Source organism: Pseudomonas sp. LBUM1668 (assembly GCF_059695715.1).
Genome location: NZ_CP166787.1, coordinates 96,683 through 112,541 on the forward strand (window position 1 = coordinate 96,683; position 15,859 = coordinate 112,541).

The window sequence follows — 15,859 nt, forward strand, 5'->3', positions numbered from 1 at the left end:
GTTTGACCCGTAAAAGGGGGACGCGTCTGCAACAAGATGTGACAAATGGTAGCAGGCTAAGCATCTGGATGAATCGATAAAGCGCAAAAAAGACCGGAATTGCGCGGTGGGATTTAAAGAAAAACCCCGATTCACGCTTCTTTGACAACCGGCTCACGGGGCTTTGACCGGCAAATCGTGAAGCTGTGGCTCCCGTTACTGAACAATCCCGATACGGTTAATCCAGCATGTCCCGAGTGCGCTTTTTTCCTGCTTTGTGTGTATCCCTGGTAGCTCTGTTGCACTGGGTCCCGGCCAAGGCGGGTGACACCGCAACTGCCCGCCCCACCGAGTGGGCGCAACCGGTTGAAGTGCAATACAACCTGTTCCAGATGTCGCCAACGCTGTATCGCAGCGCATTGCCCGACGACGGCGCGGTGCCATTGCTGAAGAATCTCAAGGTGGCCACGGTGATCAACTTCTTGCCCGAGGCCGATGGCAACTGGCTGACCGACCCCGGCATCACTCAAGTGCAACTGCCGTATCGCACCAACCACGTCGACGACAGCGATGTGCTCAAGACCCTGCGTGCCATACAGACCGCCGAGGCCAGCGGCCCGGTGCTGATGCATTGCAAACACGGCTCTGATCGCAGCGGGTTGATGGCGGCGATGTACCGCGTAGTGGTGCAGGGGTGGAGCAAAGAGGACGCCCTGAGCGAGATGACCCAGGGCGGATTTGGCGAAAGCGGGCACTATCGCGACAGCGTCCGCTATGTGATGCAGGCCGATGTCGACAAGTTGCGTACCGCGCTGGCCAATGGCGATTGCAGCACCAGCGCGTTCGCCACCTGCTCGATGAAGAGCTGGTTTCAGACGGTCAATCTGAAGTGAGTGGCGCCCTGACTGGTTGTGGGTGCAGGAATTGCTCATCGACCGGCTGGCCGAGGAAGCTCTCAAGCGCGATCAGTAACGAGCGTGAGTCTCCGGGGGCAAAGAATGTTTCGCGAAAATCCCGGCCGGTCTGTGGGTCGAATACCCCCGCGCGTTCAAACCGCTTGAACACTTCGGTGGCCATTGCGCCGGACCATTTGTAGGCATAGACCGATGCCTCGTAACCGGTTACCAGATAATCAAAACCGTAGGCAAAACGGTGCAGACCCGACATGCGCAATTGAGGCATCTCACGCTGCACGTCCTCAAACACCTGCTCAATGCCGCGGCCATCGCCGTAACAACGATGTAATTGCAGATCGAGCATCGCCGACATCAGCAGCATGGCCGTTGTCCGGCTGGTGTAGGCAGTCAGGGCTGTGAGCGCGCGGTTCACTTGAGCGTGCGTCAAGCGTTCGCCCGTTTCGTAATGCGCTGCCAGCCACACCAGAAACTCCGGCGACATGCACCAATGTTCGAATAACTCCCCGGCGAATTCGGCGCTATCACGTCCCAGTTGGGAAATCCCCGACAAGTTATGGTTGGGCGAGCGCGTCAGAACATGGTGCAAACAATGGCCGAACTCATGAACCAGTACTCGCAGATTTATATGAGAAAGCAGGCACGGATGTTCGGGGGTGGCAGTCGGGAAGTTGCTGTACAGGATGATTATTGGCAGCGCAGGCCTTCCCTCGGCATTGATCCGGCGCACGCGCAGCACCGAAGTCCAGGCGAAATCGTCGGTGCCTTGGCGGCGGTAAGGATCCACGTAGATATGGCCGATAACCTGCCCATGCTCGCTGATTTCCAGGAGTTGTACGTCCTCATGCCAATGGCTGATCGTGGTCTGTTCGACGATGGTGATCCCGAACAGGTGTTCGCAGAATCGACACAGCCGCCGCAGCGTTTCATCAAGTGCGAAGTACCGACGCAAGCCCTTGGTCGCCCCGTCCGATTGCTGGACGCGTAGTTGTTCGGCGAGAAACTCTTCATCCCACGCCTGAATGTCCGTGATCCCCAGTGTGCGGGCGAATGCTTTCAGAGCGTGTGCATCACGTTCCAGGGCTGGCGTATTCGACGCGATCTGTTGCCGCAAGAAAGCATCGACTTGCTCCGCGGAAGTGGCAATGCGGGTTTCGAGGCAAAGCTGGACGAAGTTCTCGAAGCCTGACAATTCGGCTTTTTTGTGACGGTGGGCGAGCAAATCTTTCAGTACCGGACCGTTGTCGAGTTTGTCAGCTTGTGGGTCCAGATCGGACGCGCGGTTGTTCCAGGCAGTGAAATATTCTTCGCGCAGTGCACGGTCTTGCGCATGGCGCATGATTTGCCCGCAGGTATTGAGATCCAGCGTGAGTAGCCAACCGTGGTGTCCCGCCTGCCTGGCATTGCGGGCCAGGCGTGCCTGCATCTCGTCAGGCAGTCCCCGGAGTTGCGTGACGTCGTCGATGCGCTTGCTCCAGGCAGCATTGGCGCGTTCCAGATTGCTCAGAAACCGTTGTTCCAGAGCTTTTATCTCGCGATTAATACGGGCAAGTTCATGCTGTTGTGCGGGCGGAAGGTCGAGGCCGGACAAGCGAAATGCGCGCAAAATCTTCGCCAGCGAGGCTTTGCGCTGATCATCGAAACTGGCGGCAACCGAACTCTGCGCCAGGCGTTGATAGGTTCGGTACAACTCGAGATTGGCGGTCTTGTCGGCTATGTACTGGCCTGCAGCGAGGCTGCACAACGCGCTTTCCCTGAGCCAGTCGGCGTCGTCGGATTTGACCTTCGAGAGCGTTTCGATAACGCCTAGCGCTTCACCCAGCCGCGCATCTGCCTCGTCGATGGCCACCACCAGATCGTCCCAATTCGGCTGTTCGGTCTGGCTGGCAATCACTTGGGCAATAATCTGGCGATTCTCGGCAACGATCGTATTGATCGCCGGCACCAGATGTTCGGCACGTATTGCCGACCACGGCGGCAGTGTCCAGTGTTGCAAAAGCGGATTGGTGTCGGGCATGACGTCTTCCTTGAGGGTTGGCTTAAAGGGCCAGCCTAAGCAGGAAGCGCAGGAGAAGGGCGGTACATAGTTACCACCTTCCACCGCTGATCGGTGGAAGGTGGTACTGACTCAATGTTGCTCGTCAGGCTTTTTCGCAAGTTTCGGATTAGGGAAAAACTGCACTGCCTGGACTTTCTTGTCCGCTGGCGGTTTCAGCGCGCTGGTGTTGACCCGCGTGCCCAGCTCCTTTGGAACCGACAGCCCTTGCTCGTTCAGCGTGTCGGAGTAACCGCAGGCCACGCATTCGCGGTGTGGCACGGTGTCTTCGTTCCACATCATCAGTTTGTCCGGCTCGCTGCACGCCGGGCAGACGGCCCCGGCAATAAAGCGTTTTTTGGTGATCACAGGACCCTCACTCATGCTGCCGCGTCCTCACTCAGGCCGCTGTGACGCAACAGTGCGTCAATCGATGGCTCACGACCACGGAAGTCGACGAACAGCACCATCGGCGCTTGAGAGCCGCCGCGTGCCAGAATCGCTTCGCGAAAGGCTCGACCGGTTTCAGCGTTGAGCACACCGTCTTCTTCAAACTTCGAGAACGCATCGGCCGACAGCACCTCAGCCCACTTGTAGCTGTAGTAACCCGCCGCGTAACCGCCGGCGAAGATGTGCGCGAAGCTGTTGGGGAAGCGGTTGTAGGCCGGAGGACGCATCACCGACACCTCGTCACGTACGCCTTCAAGCACTTGCAGCGGGCTGCGGCCGTCGCCGTGAGTGGCATGCAGTTCGAAGTCGAACAGCGAGAATTCCAGCTGACGGACCATCATCAGGCCGGACTGAAAGTTTTTCGCCGCGAGCATTTTTTCCAGCAGATCCTGTGGCAGCGCCTCGCCGGTTTCGTAGTGTCCGGAAATCAGCGCGAGACCTTCCGGCTCCCAGCACCAGTTTTCCATGAACTGGCTCGGCAGCTCGACTGCGTCCCACGCCACACCGTTGATGCCCGACACGCCGGCATGCTCGACGCGGGTCAGCAGGTGATGCAGGCCGTGGCCGAATTCGTGGAACAGCGTGGTCACTTCATCGTGGGTCAGCAGAGCAGGCTTGCCGCTGTCGGCCGGGGTGAAGTTGCACACCAGATTGGCGACTGGGCTTTGCAGCACGCCGTCGACAGTGCGGCGACGATCGCGGGCGCCGTCCATCCAGGCACCGCCACGCTTGTTGGCGCGGGCATACAGATCGAAGAAGAAGCGGCCGACGTGCTGGCCGTTTTCCTTGATTTCGAACAGGCGAACATCCGGGTGCCAGGTGTCGAAGCCTTTCTGCTCGGCGATCTCGATGCCGTACAGACGCTGGACGATGGCGAACAGACCGCCGAGCACCTTGTCGATCGGGAAGTAGGCGCGCAGGGTTTCCTGGGCGACGCTGTAGCGTTGTTCGCGAAGTTTTTCGCCGTAGAAACCCACGTCCCAGCTTTGCAGATCAGCGCAACCTTGCTCGGCGGCGTAGGCGCGCAACTGTTGCAGATCCTGGGCGGCGAACGGCTTGCTGCGTTTGGCCAGATCGCGCAGGAAGCTCAGCACCTGATCGCTGGACTCGGCCATTTTGGTCGCCAGGCTCAGTTCGGAGAAACTGGCGAAGCCCAAGAGTTTTGCCAGCTCCTGACGCAGGTCGAGAATTTCTTCCATCACCGGACCGTTGTCGTTCTGACCGGCGTTTGGGCCTTGATCCGAGGCGCGGGTGCAGTAGGCGGCGTAGACTTCTTCGCGCAGCGCACGGTCCTGGGCGTAAGTCATCACCGCGTAGTAGCTCGGGAATTCCAGGGTGATCAGCCAGCCATCAAGGTCTTTGGCCTGGGCGGCGGCAGCCATTTGCGCCTTGGCCGAATCGGTCAGTCCGGCGAGGGTGGCTTCGTCGCTGACGTGTTTGGTCCACGCTTGGGTGGCGTCGAGCAATTGGTTGGAGAAGCGGCTGCCCAGCTCGGACAGCTTGCTCTGCACTTCGGCGTAGCGCTTCTGTTCAGCTTCCGGAAGGTCGATACCCGACAGACGGAAGTCACGCAGGGCATGTTCCAGGATGGTTTTCTGCGCGACGTCGAAACCGGCGGCTTCCGGGCTGTTGGCCAGCGCTTCAAAAGCCTGGAACAGTTCGCGGTTCTGGCCCATCTCGGTGGAGTAGGCGCTCAATGCTGGCAGGCACGACTCGTACGCTTCACGCAGTTCGGCGCTGTTGCACACGGCGTTGAGGTGACTGACCGGGCTCCAGGCAGCGCCAAGACGATCATTGAGTTCGTCCATCGCCAACACCAGGCCGGCCCAGGTAGGGTTCTGGCCTTGGGTTTTGAGGATCTCGGCGATGGCTGCGCGGTTGTCGGCCAGAATGGTTTCGATGGCTGGCAGGACGTGTTCGGCACGGATCGTGGAGAACGGCGGCAGGTCGTAGGACTGCAGAAGAGGGTTGTTCACGCTCACGGTTGGCACCTTGGCTGGAAGAAACATGCGCCCATCTTAATTACAATCGACACTCACCGCAGCTATCGGCGACAGAGAGAGAACTAATCGTGTCCCTTCGCAAGTATCAGAATCACACCCCGCGCTTGAGCAAAGGCGCATTTGTCGACAGCTCTGCGGTAGTGATCGGCGACGTCGAAATCGGCGAAGACAGCTCCGTCTGGCCACTGACCGTGATCCGCGGCGACATGCACCGCATCCGTATAGGTGCGCGCACCAGCGTGCAGGATGGCTGCGTGCTGCACATTACCCACGCCGGCCCGTTCAACCCGGACGGCTTCCCGTTGTTGATTGGCGACGACGTGACCATCGCCCACAAAGTCATGCTGCATGGCTGCACCGTCGGCAGCCGCGTGTTGATCGGCATGGGCAGCATCGTCATGGACGGCGCGGTGGTCGAAGACGACGTGATCATCGGCGCTGGCAGCCTGGTACCGCCGGGCAAGCGTCTGCAGAGCGGCTTTCTCTATGTGGGTAGCCCGGTGAAACAGGTCCGGGCGCTCACCGACAAGGAAAAAGCCTTCTTCACCTACAGCGCAGCGAACTACGTGAAGCTCAAGGATCTGCATCTGGCCGAAGGCTACGACCAGATCTGATTCGTCTTACACCTGCTCAGGATTTCTCATGAATTACCAGACCGTACTGTTCGACCTCGATGGCACCCTGACCGACCCGCGTGAGGGCATCACCCGTTCCATCCAGTTCGCTCTCGCCAAGCTCGGCATCGACGAGCCGGATCTGAGCAAACTCGAACACTTCATCGGCCCGCCGCTGTTGCAGGCGTTCATGCAGTTTTATGACTTTGATGAAGCCAAGGCGTGGGAAGCGGTGAATTTTTATCGTGAGCGCTTCAAGGTTACCGGGCTCTACGAAAACCGCGTGTTCGAGGGCGTTACGCCGCTGCTGGAAACCCTCAGTGGCCAAGGGCGGCAGCTGTATATCGCGACGTCCAAACCTTGGGTGTTTGCCCGGGAAATTGCCCGGCACTTCGACTTCGCGCGGCACTTCAAGGTGATTTACGGCAGTGAACTGGATGGCACGCGGACCAACAAGGTTGAGCTGATTGCGCATTTGGTCGCCGAAGAAGGACTGGACCCGACGAACACCTTGATGATCGGCGATCGCAAGCACGATCTGATTGGCGCGCGCAGCAATGGGATCGACGCGGTGGCGGTGGGTTATGGGTTTGGCAGTTTCGAAGAGTTGAATGCCGAGGCGCCGGCTTATCACTTTGAAACGCTGGCCGAGTTGCATCAGGCATTTTTGCAGCGCTGATGAGTCAGCTATCGCGAGCAGGCTCACTCCTACATGTTGACCGAGCTCCGTCAGATGAATGCGCTGAACTTGTAGGAGTGAGCCTGCTCGCGATGAGGCCTGTCGGCCACCCAAGATCTATGAGTCTGCCAAAGCTTTCAGCGCCGCTTTGCGCTCCCCGACAGGCAAACCCCCTAACTGCTCGACCTCAGCATAAAACCTCAGCCAATCCCCCCCAACCTGCCGGAACAACGCCGCAAACGCCGGCACCCATTGGTCATACAGCCCGAATGGCAGCAGCCGCGCATTGTTCAGCGGCGTATTCACCCAGGCGTCATAACGCTTGTCGCCGGCCCACTGAATGTCGCGCATCACCCGATAATCCCGACGAAACTGCTCGAACTCCGCCGCTTTGCGCTCGCGCATCTGCTCAATCGGCAATGGCTGGGCATAGAGCTTTTCCAACCGCGAACGCGTATCAAGTACCAACGCGATGAACTGATCACGCTGCTTGAGTCTTGAGTGGGTATCCGCCGGCAAACCCCGAAACGCCCGCCACTGCCGGGTGCCTTCTTGCTCGACAAACGTGGCAAACGACTCGTTGAACTCAGTGTCGTCCTTTACATAGAACTGCTGATGCGCCAGTTCATGGAAGATCAGCGTGGCCAGACGTTCGTCGCCCCAGCCCATCATCGAATTGAGGATCGGGTCGTTGAACCAGCCCAGCGTCGAATAAGCCTCAACACCGCCAATCGACACGTCCATGCCCTGCAGCCGCTGAATTGCCGCTTCGCCCCGCGCCGCGCTCTGGCTGTAATAACCGCGATAGGCCACGCACCCGGCAATCGGGAAGCAGTGGTTTTGCGGGGTCAGGGAAAACTCTGTGGTGGCGAACACATTCCACACCACGAAAGGCCGGCCGATGTCGGCGTACAGGCGATAACTCTGGTTGTCCGGCAGGTGCAGCTGTTCGCTGGCGAACGCTCGGGCCTGCTGCGATTGGGCCAGGTGCGTGCGCAGTTTCGCATCGCGGCTCGGGTCGGCGATCACCTGCGCTACCGGTTCACGGGCCCGCAGCAATTGCAGCTGACCGCTGGCCAGTTGGCTGTAATAGCTGACGCTTGCACAACCGTTGAGCAACAAAAGCATCACACCCGGAAACAAAATCCGAAAAACGCGATCAAGTAACCGATGGCTTGGAAGCGGCCTGATCAAAATAAGAAACCCCCTGGAAAGTCTGCCCGCAAGACTATCCCGCCCATTGGAGCTTCGCTATGCGCATGTTGATGCTGACAGGAGGCCTGCTGACGCTGGCCGGTTGTGCCGGATTCGGAATGCCCGATCCTGACCCTTCGCAAGCCTGGATCGATCTCGATGCCCGGCAGCAGGACACGGCGCTACAGGCGCTGCAAGTCGATAGCACGGTTACCGTCGACAAACGTTACTTCGAGGTGCAGCCCGGCAGTCATGAACTGAAGGTGCGTTATCAATTCCCGGTCGAGGCGACCAATATCGGCCCGAACGCCGAGCCGCTCTGGCGTGATTGCCAGTTGAGCGTGAAATTCAAAGACTTCAACGCCGGTCAGCGTTATCAGTTGCAGGCCGGCAGCATCGGTTTCCGCCCGTGGGCGAAACTCTATGACGAGCAGCGCAAAGTCGTCGGGCAGGGTACGCCGGCGGGCTGTCAGAAGACCTGATCGGCGCTATGCTGGCGGTTCTATCCAATGGACATTGATCATGCGCAGGTTGACGCTGTTGCTTGCTGCAAGTGTGGTTGCCGGCTGCCAGAGCCCGATGCCGGCGGCCGATCCGACCAAGGCCTGGGTCGACTTTGCCATGCCCACCCCCGGCGGCAAGGTGTTGATGGCCGAACGGCTGGACAAGCAAAGGATGACCGACGGACGATTTTTCCAGGTCACGCCGGGCAGCCACGAGCTGACGGTGCGCTTTGATTTCGAGATATTCGGTGGCGGTCAGGGCATGGACACCGATCCGCAGGAGCGGCTGTGTTACATGACCATTCGTTACGATCATTTCGAAGCCGGGCAACGCTATCGGCTGGAGGCTCGGTCGCTGGCCTTCACGCCAAGCGCCCGGTTGATCAATCGCCAGGGGCAGATCGTTGCTGAAGAACGGCAGGTCAACTGCGTACCTTGAGCGATCTCAGTCGCCGTTCTTTTGATAGACGATTGCTTTCGTGCCGTTTTCACATGAACCCACGACCATGGCGATGTCATGCTTCGCGGCCTCTTCTTTGGTGACGATTTCCAGCGTGTAGGACGGCACGGCTTTAGCCTGAATCTTGACCTCAATCTCTTTCCTGAGCTCTTCGCAGTCTTTAGGTGCGGCAAAAGCGGAGGTGGCCAGTGCACTGCAGAGAATCGCCAAGCCAATACGTTTCATCAGTGAAGCTCCTTGAGGCAGCGCGCACGGGCGTGCGCTGAAGCTGCTGTCACGTATACGACCACATTTTTGAAACGCGAGTTCTGACTTTGCTCACAACTTGTATTTTCGTTTCAAGATTTTTGGTGAAGCTCAATTGGCTCACGCGAGCAGGCTCACTCCTACAGGGGATCTCCGTTGTTCACAATTGTTGTGTCCGCTGGAGATCAAATGTAGGAGTGAGCCTGCTCGCGATGGCGTCAGCCCGGTAAACGCTTACTCAACTGACCAGCGAAGCCTCAAGTGTGATCTTCGCATTCAACACCTTGGACACCGGGCATCCTTCCTTGGCCTTGTTGCTCAGTTCTTCAAACTGCTCTTGGGTCGCGCCCGGAATTTTCGCCTTGAGAATCAGCTTCACCGCAGAGATCGCGAAACCGCCCTCAACCTGATCGAGCGTGACTTCAGCCTGGGTGTCGATGCTGTCGGCTTTGAGGCCGGCATCGCCGAGAATCATCGAAAATGCCATGGAGAAACAGCCGGCATGCGCTGCGCCGATCAGTTCTTCCGGGTTGGTGCCTTTGCCGCCCTCGAAGCGCGCCTTGAAGCCGTAGGGTGCTTCTCTGAGGACGCCGGTTTCGGTGGAAATCGAGCCGATGCCGGTTTTCAGATCACCTTCCCAATGTGCGGATGCTTTCTTCACGATAGCCATGTCTGCCTCCTCAAGATCTGGCGCGGGACGCCGCGCCTTCGTGGTTTTTACTTGCAAGGCTTCTGAGGATAGACGTCGGGACAAAGTTCAGCCTGTCTGAATCGTTGACTTTTTTAGTAGGATTTTTCGTTCTGCTATTGAATCTCGGGTATATGCCCTCATTGCATAAAACACGCTTATGGATTCGGCAGGTTTTCGTTTGCAAGAAGAACCTGCCTCCTCACTCGGAGACGCAGGTTTATGAAGCAACTGTCCGACGTAAAATTTTCCACCCTCGATCTGGTGCCAGTTCGCGAGAACGGCAGCCCGGCGCAGTCGCTGCGCAATTCGCTGGACCTGGCGCAGCACGCCGAGAAATTCGGTTACACGCGGTTCTGGGTGGCTGAACACCACAACATGGACGGCATCGCCAGTTCCGCCACCTCGGTGCTGCTCGGTTATCTGGCCGGCGGTACCTCGACCATCCGCGTCGGATCTGGCGGGGTCATGCTGCCCAACCATGCGCCGCTGGTGATCGCCGAACAGTTCGGCACGCTGGAAAGTCTGTATCCCGGACGTATCGACCTCGGACTGGGCCGGGCGCCGGGTTCCGATCAAATGACCGCCCGCGCACTGCGTCGTGAGCGTTCCGGCAGTGCTGACGACTTCCCGGAAGATGTTGCCGAGCTGGCGCGTTATCTCGGCCCGCGCACCCCGGATCAACGGGTAATCGCCATGCCCGGCACCGGCACCAATGTGCCGATCTGGCTGCTCGGTTCCAGCCTGTTCAGCGCGCAATTGGCCGGTGAGCGCGGTTTGCCCTACGCCTTCGCCTCGCATTTCGCCCCGCGCTTCATGCACGAGGCCATCCGCGTCTACCGCAATCACTTCAAGCCGTCGGCGGTGCTCGACAAGCCGTACGTCATGCTCGGTGTGCCGCTGGTAGCGGCGGACACTGATGAACAAGCCGATTACCTGGCGACTTCGGTGTACCAGCGAATCCTCGCGCTGATGCGTGGACAAAGCCTGGTGCAGCGCCCACCGGTGGATACCATGGACGGCCTGTGGCTGCCCCATGAACGTGAAGCGGTGGGGGATTTCCTCGGTCTGGCGATGGTTGGCGGTCCGGCGAAAATCCGCGCGAAACTGGAGGTGCTGATTGAGCAAACCCAGGCGGATGAGCTGATCTTTACCTCTGACTTGTATGAACATGCCGATCGCGTGCGTTCGTACGAGTTGCTGGCGCAGGTGATGAAGGGCTAACTGAATCTCGCCCCGCTCAAAACGTGTAGGAGCTGGGGCACGCTGCGATCTTTTGATCTGGATCTTAAAAACAGGATCAAAAGATCGCAGCGTGCCGCAGCTACTACATTGAAAAATGGTTGCCCACAAAAAAGCCGACGCATTCGCGTCGGCTTTTGCATTTCAGGCGCGATCAACCGCGTTTGTAGACGATTTCCTTGGTGCCACCTTCACAGCTGCCGACGACATCGCCGCCAGCCGCGGCACCCTTCTCGACGATCTCCAGCGAATACCCGGAAACGCCCTTGGCATCCAGCTTCGCCGCAATTTCGGCCTTCAGATCTTCACAAGGCTTGCCGGCAGCAAACGCACCACCCGCAAGGCTCAACAAACCTACTGCCAACATGAACTTCTTCATCGGTCGCACTCCCTGGTCGGATTAAAAGAGGCGGGCATCGGGTCATCCACCCGATGCGCCCACCCTGTAGCGCTTTGCCATTCCTATGGCACTCGGCCAGCGCGCAAGTTCAGAAGCGTAGACCAAACTCAGCTGCTGGCGATGCGGAACCCGACTTTCAGTGTCACCTGAAAGTGCGCAGCTTTACCGTCCTTGATGTGGCCGCGGGTCTCGGTCACTTCAAACCACTCCAGATGCTTGATGCTCTTGTTGGCTTCGGCCAACGCATTATTGATGGCGTCTTCGATGCTGGTTGGGGACGAGCCGACCAGCTCGACTTTCTTGTACGTGTGATGGTCAGTCATGGTGATCTCCTTGGGATGTGGAATTGAGACTAGCAGTGAATTTGCACTGTTGATTTCGGCGGCTTTGCGCAAGCGAAGTTCAGAATTTCTGCACTTTCTCAATCCTCTGAAGTCCCAACCAACACACGCCACTCATCACCAATGCAGGAGAGCCACCATGGCCAACACCTCTTTACGTAAAGCCTCATTGCAAAGCATGGAAGCGGAGATCGAGAGTCTGCTCAAGTCGTTGGAAGGCCTGAAGGACGACGCTTCCGACGAGTCGCGCAAAACCCTCAAGGCGCTGAAAAGCAATGCCGAAAGTGCGCTGAAACATTCGCGTCACCTGCTCAGCGATGCCTACGAAGAAGTCAAAGTGAAAACCCGCGAGACCGGGATCGCCACCCGTGATTACGCACAGGAACATCCATGGACCACCGCCGGTGTTGCGGTGGGTGCCTTGGGTCTACTGGCCGCTTACTTGCTGTTCAAGCGCGGCGAGTGATCCGGCTGGCGCAGCTCTTGTTTGAGCCATTGCGCCAGTTGCCGGGCGCGCCCGTCCGCGGCGCGCTTGGGTAGCCACAACGCCAGTTGCGCCGGGGTTTCACAGAAGCCCCACGGCGCAACCAGGCGCCCGGCCTTCAAGTCTTCAGTAACCAGCGGCTCCGGCGCGATAGCCACCCCAAGGCCCGCCACTGCGGCTTCCAGCAAATAATACAAATGCTCAAAACCTTGCCCGAGCTTCAACGCGTTGGCGTCGAGGTGATTCTGCTGTGCCCAGCTCGGCCAGGCTTGCGGCCGCGATGTCGTGTGCAGCAAGGGCTCGTCGAGCAGCGCTGAGGCGGGCGCTGTTTGCAGGCGTTGATACCCGTTGAACAGCGGGCTCATGACGGGGCCAATGCGTTCTGCAGTCAGCTCGTAAACCTGCATGTCTGCGGGCCAGGGTGGTTCTGCGAACAGCAGCAACGCGTCCAGCCCCGGTCGCCTGGGATCGAGATCGCCTTCACCCGCCGACAAATGCAGGCGCAAATCCGGCAGATCGGCATTGAGCCTTCCCAATCGCGGGATGAACCAGCGAGCCAGCAGACTTCCCGAGCAGCCGAGCACGAACGGCGCATCGGCTGTACTTTGCGTCAGCTCGGCACAAACACTGCGCAAGCGATCAAACGCCTCGCCGCTGGCATCGCGTAAACGCACACCGGCATCTGTGAGTTTCAAGCCGCGCCCATCCTTGACGAACAGGCTGAGGCCAAGGTGTTCTTCAAGCACCTTGAGCTGGCGGCTGACCGCGCCATGGGTAACGTGCAGTTGTTCGGCGGCCTGGCTGACGCTGTTCAGCCGGGCAGTGGCTTCGAAGGCGCGCAAGGCGTTGAGCGGGGGAAGGTCATGGCTCATGGTATCTGTGAGTTTTCCTGACAGGTTGCAGCGATCTTATCGGTTTTCAGCATAGAAGGTCAGGGGTAGAGTGGGCGTCATTGTCTTCTCACGTAATTCCCGATTCTGCTGGAGCAAACCATGACCCAGACTTCGAACACTTCCGATCTGCGTAACGGCCCTGACGCCAACGGCCTGTTTGGCTCGTTCGGTGGCCGCTACGTGGCTGAAACCCTGATGCCGTTGATCCTCGATCTGGCCCGCGAATACGAAACGGCGAAGGAAGATCCTGCATTTAAAGAAGAATTGGCCTACTTCCAGCGCGACTACGTCGGACGTCCGAGTCCGCTGTATTACGCCGAGCGTCTGACCGAGTTCTGCGGTGGCGCCAAGATCTACCTCAAGCGCGAAGAGCTGAACCACACCGGCGCGCACAAGATCAACAACTGCATCGGCCAGATTCTGCTGGCGCGGCGCATGGGCAAAAAACGCATCATCGCCGAGACCGGCGCTGGCATGCACGGCGTGGCGACTGCCACCGTGGCCGCGCGTTTCGGTCTGGATTGCGTGATCTACATGGGCACCACCGACATCGAACGCCAACAGGCGAACGTGTTTCGCATGAAGTTGCTAGGCGCCGAGGTGATCCCGGTAGTGGCCGGCACTGGCACCCTGAAAGATGCGATGAACGAAGCGCTGCGTGACTGGGTGACCAACGTCGACAGCACCTTCTACCTGATCGGCACCGTGGCTGGCCCGCACCCGTATCCAGCGATGGTTCGCGACTTCCAGGCCGTGATCGGCAAGGAAACCCGAGACCAGTTGCAAGCCCAGGAAGGGCGTCTGCCGGACAGTCTGGTGGCGTGTATCGGCGGCGGTTCCAACGCCATGGGCCTGTTCCACCCGTTCCTTGATGACAAGAGCGTTGAGATTATCGGTGTTGAAGCGGCCGGTTACGGCATCGAAACCGGCAAGCACGCGGCCAGCCTGAATGGCGGCGTACCAGGTGTGTTGCACGGCAATCGTACTTTCCTGTTGCAGGACGACGATGGCCAGATCATCGACGCTCACTCGATTTCCGCCGGCCTCGATTACCCGGGTATCGGCCCGGAACACGCATGGTTGCATGACATCGGCCGCGTCCAGTACACCTCGGTGACCGACGACGAAGCCCTTGATGCGTTCCACAAATGCTGCCGCCTGGAAGGGATCATTCCTGCTCTGGAAAGCGCCCACGCGCTGGCCGAAGTATTCAAACGCGCACCGACCCTGCCGAAGGATCACCTGATGGTGGTCAACCTTTCGGGCCGTGGCGACAAAGACATGCAGACCGTGATGCACCACATGGAACAGTCCAAGCAGGAGAAACACTGATGAGCCGCCTGCAAACCCGTTTTGCCGAACTCAAGCAACAGAATCGCGCCGCGCTGGTGACCTTCGTCACCGCCGGTGATCCGGATTACGACACTTCGCTGGCGATTCTCAAAGGTTTGCCGAAAGCCGGCGCCGACGTGATTGAATTGGGCATGCCGTTCACCGATCCGATGGCCGACGGCCCGGCGATTCAACTGGCGAATATCCGTGCGTTGGGCGCCAAGCAGAATCTGCTGAAAACCCTGCAAATGGTCCGCGAGTTCCGCGAAGACAACAGCGATACACCGCTGGTGCTGATGGGCTACTACAACCCGATCCACAAGTTTGGTGTCGAGCGTTTCATTGCTGAGGCCAAAGAGGCTGGCGTCGACGGCCTGATCGTTGTCGACATGCCGCCGGAGCACAACGAAGAATTGTGCGACCCGGCGCAGGCTGCCGGTCTGGACTTCATCCGTCTGACCACGCCGACCACCGACGACGCGCGTTTGCCGAAGGTTCTCAACGGCAGTTCCGGTTTTGTTTACTACGTGTCGGTTGCCGGTGTCACCGGTGCCGGTGCGGCGACGCTGGAGCACGTCGAAGAGGCGGTCACTCGTCTGCGCCGCCACACCGATCTGCCGATCAGCATTGGTTTCGGTATCCGTACGCCGGAGCAGGCCGCTGCGATTGCGCGTCTGGCTGACGGTGTTGTGGTGGGCTCGGCACTGATTGATCACATCGCCAATGCCGCGACACCTGATCAGGCCATCGATGGCGTGTTGAGCTTGTGCTCGGCGCTGGCAGAAGGCGTGCGTAAGGCTCGCGTAAGCTGAGGGTAAAGTTCCTGATACAGAGGAATTAGCGCCTCGCGGCACAGACTAATTCAGCAAGATCGAGGGCTTCAGGACTACGTTCTGAAGCCCTTTTTGCTGTCAGTGCAGTGAGGAAAGACCCGATGAAAATGCCGAAACGTCTGATAGCCGGATTGGGCGTGCTGATGATCAGCGCGACGCCGCTGCTGGCCAGCGCCGATCAACGTAATGATCACGACCGTGGCGGTCCGCAGCAGGGCCAACACGACAATCGCGGTGACGATCACCGTGGTCCGCAGAACGACCACCGTGGCGGTCCGCCGCCGCGTGACTTCGGCCCGGTGCGCCAGACCATCCGCGACAATCATGGCTACTTCGTGCGCGGTGCGCCGCCACCGCCGGGTATTCATCTGGAACGCGGCCGGCCGTTGCCGCATGGCTATTACGGCGAGAGGCTGGATAACCGCGCGTTGGGACATCTGCCGTATTACCAAGGCTACGAATGGCGCCGGGCCGGTGGCGATATTGTGCTGATCGCGGTGGGTACCGGGATCATTTATGAAATTCTGGATGGAGTTTTGTATTGAGCTGATATGAAATTCTGGATGGGG

The 15,859-nt window shown here is 59.0% G+C and carries 19 protein-coding genes; 10 read left to right on the plus strand and 9 right to left on the minus strand.

From position 1 onward, the window contains the following. The first annotated feature begins 227 nt into the window (after positions 1-227). Positions 228-872: a phosphatase domain-containing protein gene (locus ACA061_RS00450; protein WP_497300372.1), complete on the plus strand. Its 645-nt coding sequence runs from the start codon at positions 228-230 to the stop codon at positions 870-872. Here ACA061_RS00450 and ACA061_RS00455 read toward each other — a convergent pair. The 3 genes from ACA061_RS00455 to prlC all read right to left on the minus strand — a co-directional run bounded on the left by ACA061_RS00455 (position 859) and on the right by prlC (position 5,360). Continuing rightward, complete coding sequence (locus ACA061_RS00455) at positions 859-2,910, minus strand: M3 family metallopeptidase (protein ID WP_497300373.1); 2,052 nt, start codon at positions 2,908-2,910, stop codon at positions 859-861. The two genes, ACA061_RS00450 and ACA061_RS00455, sit on opposite strands and share 14 nt — an antisense overlap. Positions 2,911-3,021: 111 nt before the next feature. Then, a complete protein-coding gene (locus ACA061_RS00460) occupies positions 3,022-3,312 on the minus strand; it encodes a YheV family putative zinc ribbon protein (RefSeq protein ID WP_115147877.1) in 291 nt (96 codons plus the stop codon). Further along, positions 3,309-5,360, minus strand: coding sequence for an oligopeptidase A (prlC, locus tag ACA061_RS00465; protein ID WP_150617021.1), 2,052 nt, complete (start codon positions 5,358-5,360; stop codon positions 3,309-3,311). Before prlC ends, ACA061_RS00460 begins: the two co-directional genes overlap by 4 nt. A gap of 89 nt (positions 5,361-5,449) precedes the next feature. Here prlC and ACA061_RS00470 point away from each other — a divergent pair, with 89 nt between their 5' ends. Beyond that, entirely contained in the window at positions 5,450-5,995 is a 546-nt protein-coding gene (locus ACA061_RS00470; protein ID WP_497300374.1) for a gamma carbonic anhydrase family protein, read from the plus strand. A 28-nt stretch (positions 5,996-6,023) separates the two neighbouring features. After that, positions 6,024-6,674: an HAD family hydrolase gene (locus ACA061_RS00475; RefSeq protein WP_497300375.1), complete on the plus strand. Its 651-nt coding sequence runs from the start codon at positions 6,024-6,026 to the stop codon at positions 6,672-6,674. 117 nt (positions 6,675-6,791) lie between these two features. On the opposite strand, the gene ACA061_RS00480 is transcribed toward ACA061_RS00475, so the two are convergent. Then, positions 6,792-7,868, minus strand: coding sequence for an aminopeptidase (locus ACA061_RS00480; protein WP_210553219.1), 1,077 nt, complete (start codon positions 7,866-7,868; stop codon positions 6,792-6,794). Positions 7,869-7,927: 59 nt separating this feature from the next. On the opposite strand from ACA061_RS00480, the gene ACA061_RS00485 reads away from it, so the two are divergent. Next, positions 7,928-8,350, plus strand: coding sequence for a PA0061/PA0062 family lipoprotein (locus tag ACA061_RS00485; protein WP_210553218.1), 423 nt, complete (start codon positions 7,928-7,930; stop codon positions 8,348-8,350). A 40-nt stretch (positions 8,351-8,390) separates the two neighbouring features. Beyond that, positions 8,391-8,810 carry a PA0061/PA0062 family lipoprotein gene (locus tag ACA061_RS00490; protein ID WP_150617025.1) on the plus strand — a complete coding sequence of 140 codons (420 nt, stop codon included), beginning with the start codon at positions 8,391-8,393 and terminating at the stop codon, positions 8,808-8,810. A gap of 6 nt (positions 8,811-8,816) precedes the next feature. On the opposite strand, the gene ACA061_RS00495 is transcribed toward ACA061_RS00490, so the two are convergent. Together ACA061_RS00495 and ACA061_RS00500 are read right to left on the minus strand one after the other, a co-directional pair. Next, complete coding sequence (locus tag ACA061_RS00495; RefSeq protein ID WP_497300376.1) at positions 8,817-9,056, minus strand: DUF1161 domain-containing protein; 240 nt, start codon at positions 9,054-9,056, stop codon at positions 8,817-8,819. A 259-nt stretch (positions 9,057-9,315) separates the two neighbouring features. After that, positions 9,316-9,747, minus strand: a complete 432-nt coding sequence (locus ACA061_RS00500; protein ID WP_042556994.1) for an OsmC family protein — start codon at positions 9,745-9,747, stop codon at positions 9,316-9,318. 240 nt (positions 9,748-9,987) lie between these two features. On the opposite strand from ACA061_RS00500, the gene ACA061_RS00505 reads away from it, so the two are divergent. Next, positions 9,988-10,989, plus strand: coding sequence for an LLM class flavin-dependent oxidoreductase (locus ACA061_RS00505; RefSeq protein WP_150617027.1), 1,002 nt, complete (start codon positions 9,988-9,990; stop codon positions 10,987-10,989). Positions 10,990-11,161: 172 nt separating this feature from the next. Here the strand turns inward: ACA061_RS00505 and ACA061_RS00510 are convergent, their stop codons facing one another. Together ACA061_RS00510 and ACA061_RS00515 are read right to left on the minus strand one after the other, a co-directional pair. Further along, positions 11,162-11,386, minus strand: coding sequence for a DUF1161 domain-containing protein (locus tag ACA061_RS00510; RefSeq protein ID WP_150605115.1), 225 nt, complete (start codon positions 11,384-11,386; stop codon positions 11,162-11,164). 128 nt (positions 11,387-11,514) lie between these two features. Then, complete coding sequence (locus ACA061_RS00515; protein ID WP_042556997.1) at positions 11,515-11,730, minus strand: dodecin; 216 nt, start codon at positions 11,728-11,730, stop codon at positions 11,515-11,517. 157 nt (positions 11,731-11,887) lie between these two features. Here ACA061_RS00515 and ACA061_RS00520 point away from each other — a divergent pair, with 157 nt between their 5' ends. Next, positions 11,888-12,214, plus strand: a complete 327-nt coding sequence (locus ACA061_RS00520; protein WP_042556998.1) for an ElaB/YgaM/YqjD family protein — start codon at positions 11,888-11,890, stop codon at positions 12,212-12,214. Here the strand turns inward: ACA061_RS00520 and ACA061_RS00525 are convergent. After that, complete coding sequence (locus tag ACA061_RS00525) at positions 12,187-13,104, minus strand: LysR family transcriptional regulator (protein ID WP_497300377.1); 918 nt, start codon at positions 13,102-13,104, stop codon at positions 12,187-12,189. The two genes, ACA061_RS00520 and ACA061_RS00525, sit on opposite strands and share 28 nt — an antisense overlap. A gap of 120 nt (positions 13,105-13,224) precedes the next feature. Here ACA061_RS00525 and trpB point away from each other — a divergent pair, with 120 nt between their 5' ends. From trpB to ACA061_RS00540, 3 genes are all read left to right on the plus strand, one after another. Continuing rightward, a complete protein-coding gene (gene trpB, locus ACA061_RS00530) occupies positions 13,225-14,457 on the plus strand; it encodes a tryptophan synthase subunit beta (RefSeq protein WP_150617029.1) in 1,233 nt (410 codons plus the stop codon). Beyond that, positions 14,457-15,269 (plus strand): tryptophan synthase subunit alpha, encoded by an 813-nt coding sequence (gene trpA, locus ACA061_RS00535; protein WP_150605119.1) that lies wholly within the window; start codon positions 14,457-14,459, stop codon positions 15,267-15,269. Before trpB ends, trpA begins: the two co-directional genes overlap by 1 nt. Before the next feature lie 122 nt (positions 15,270-15,391). Further along, entirely contained in the window at positions 15,392-15,835 is a 444-nt protein-coding gene (locus ACA061_RS00540) for an anti-virulence regulator CigR family protein (RefSeq protein WP_150605120.1), read from the plus strand. Positions 15,836-15,859 lie beyond the last annotated feature (24 nt).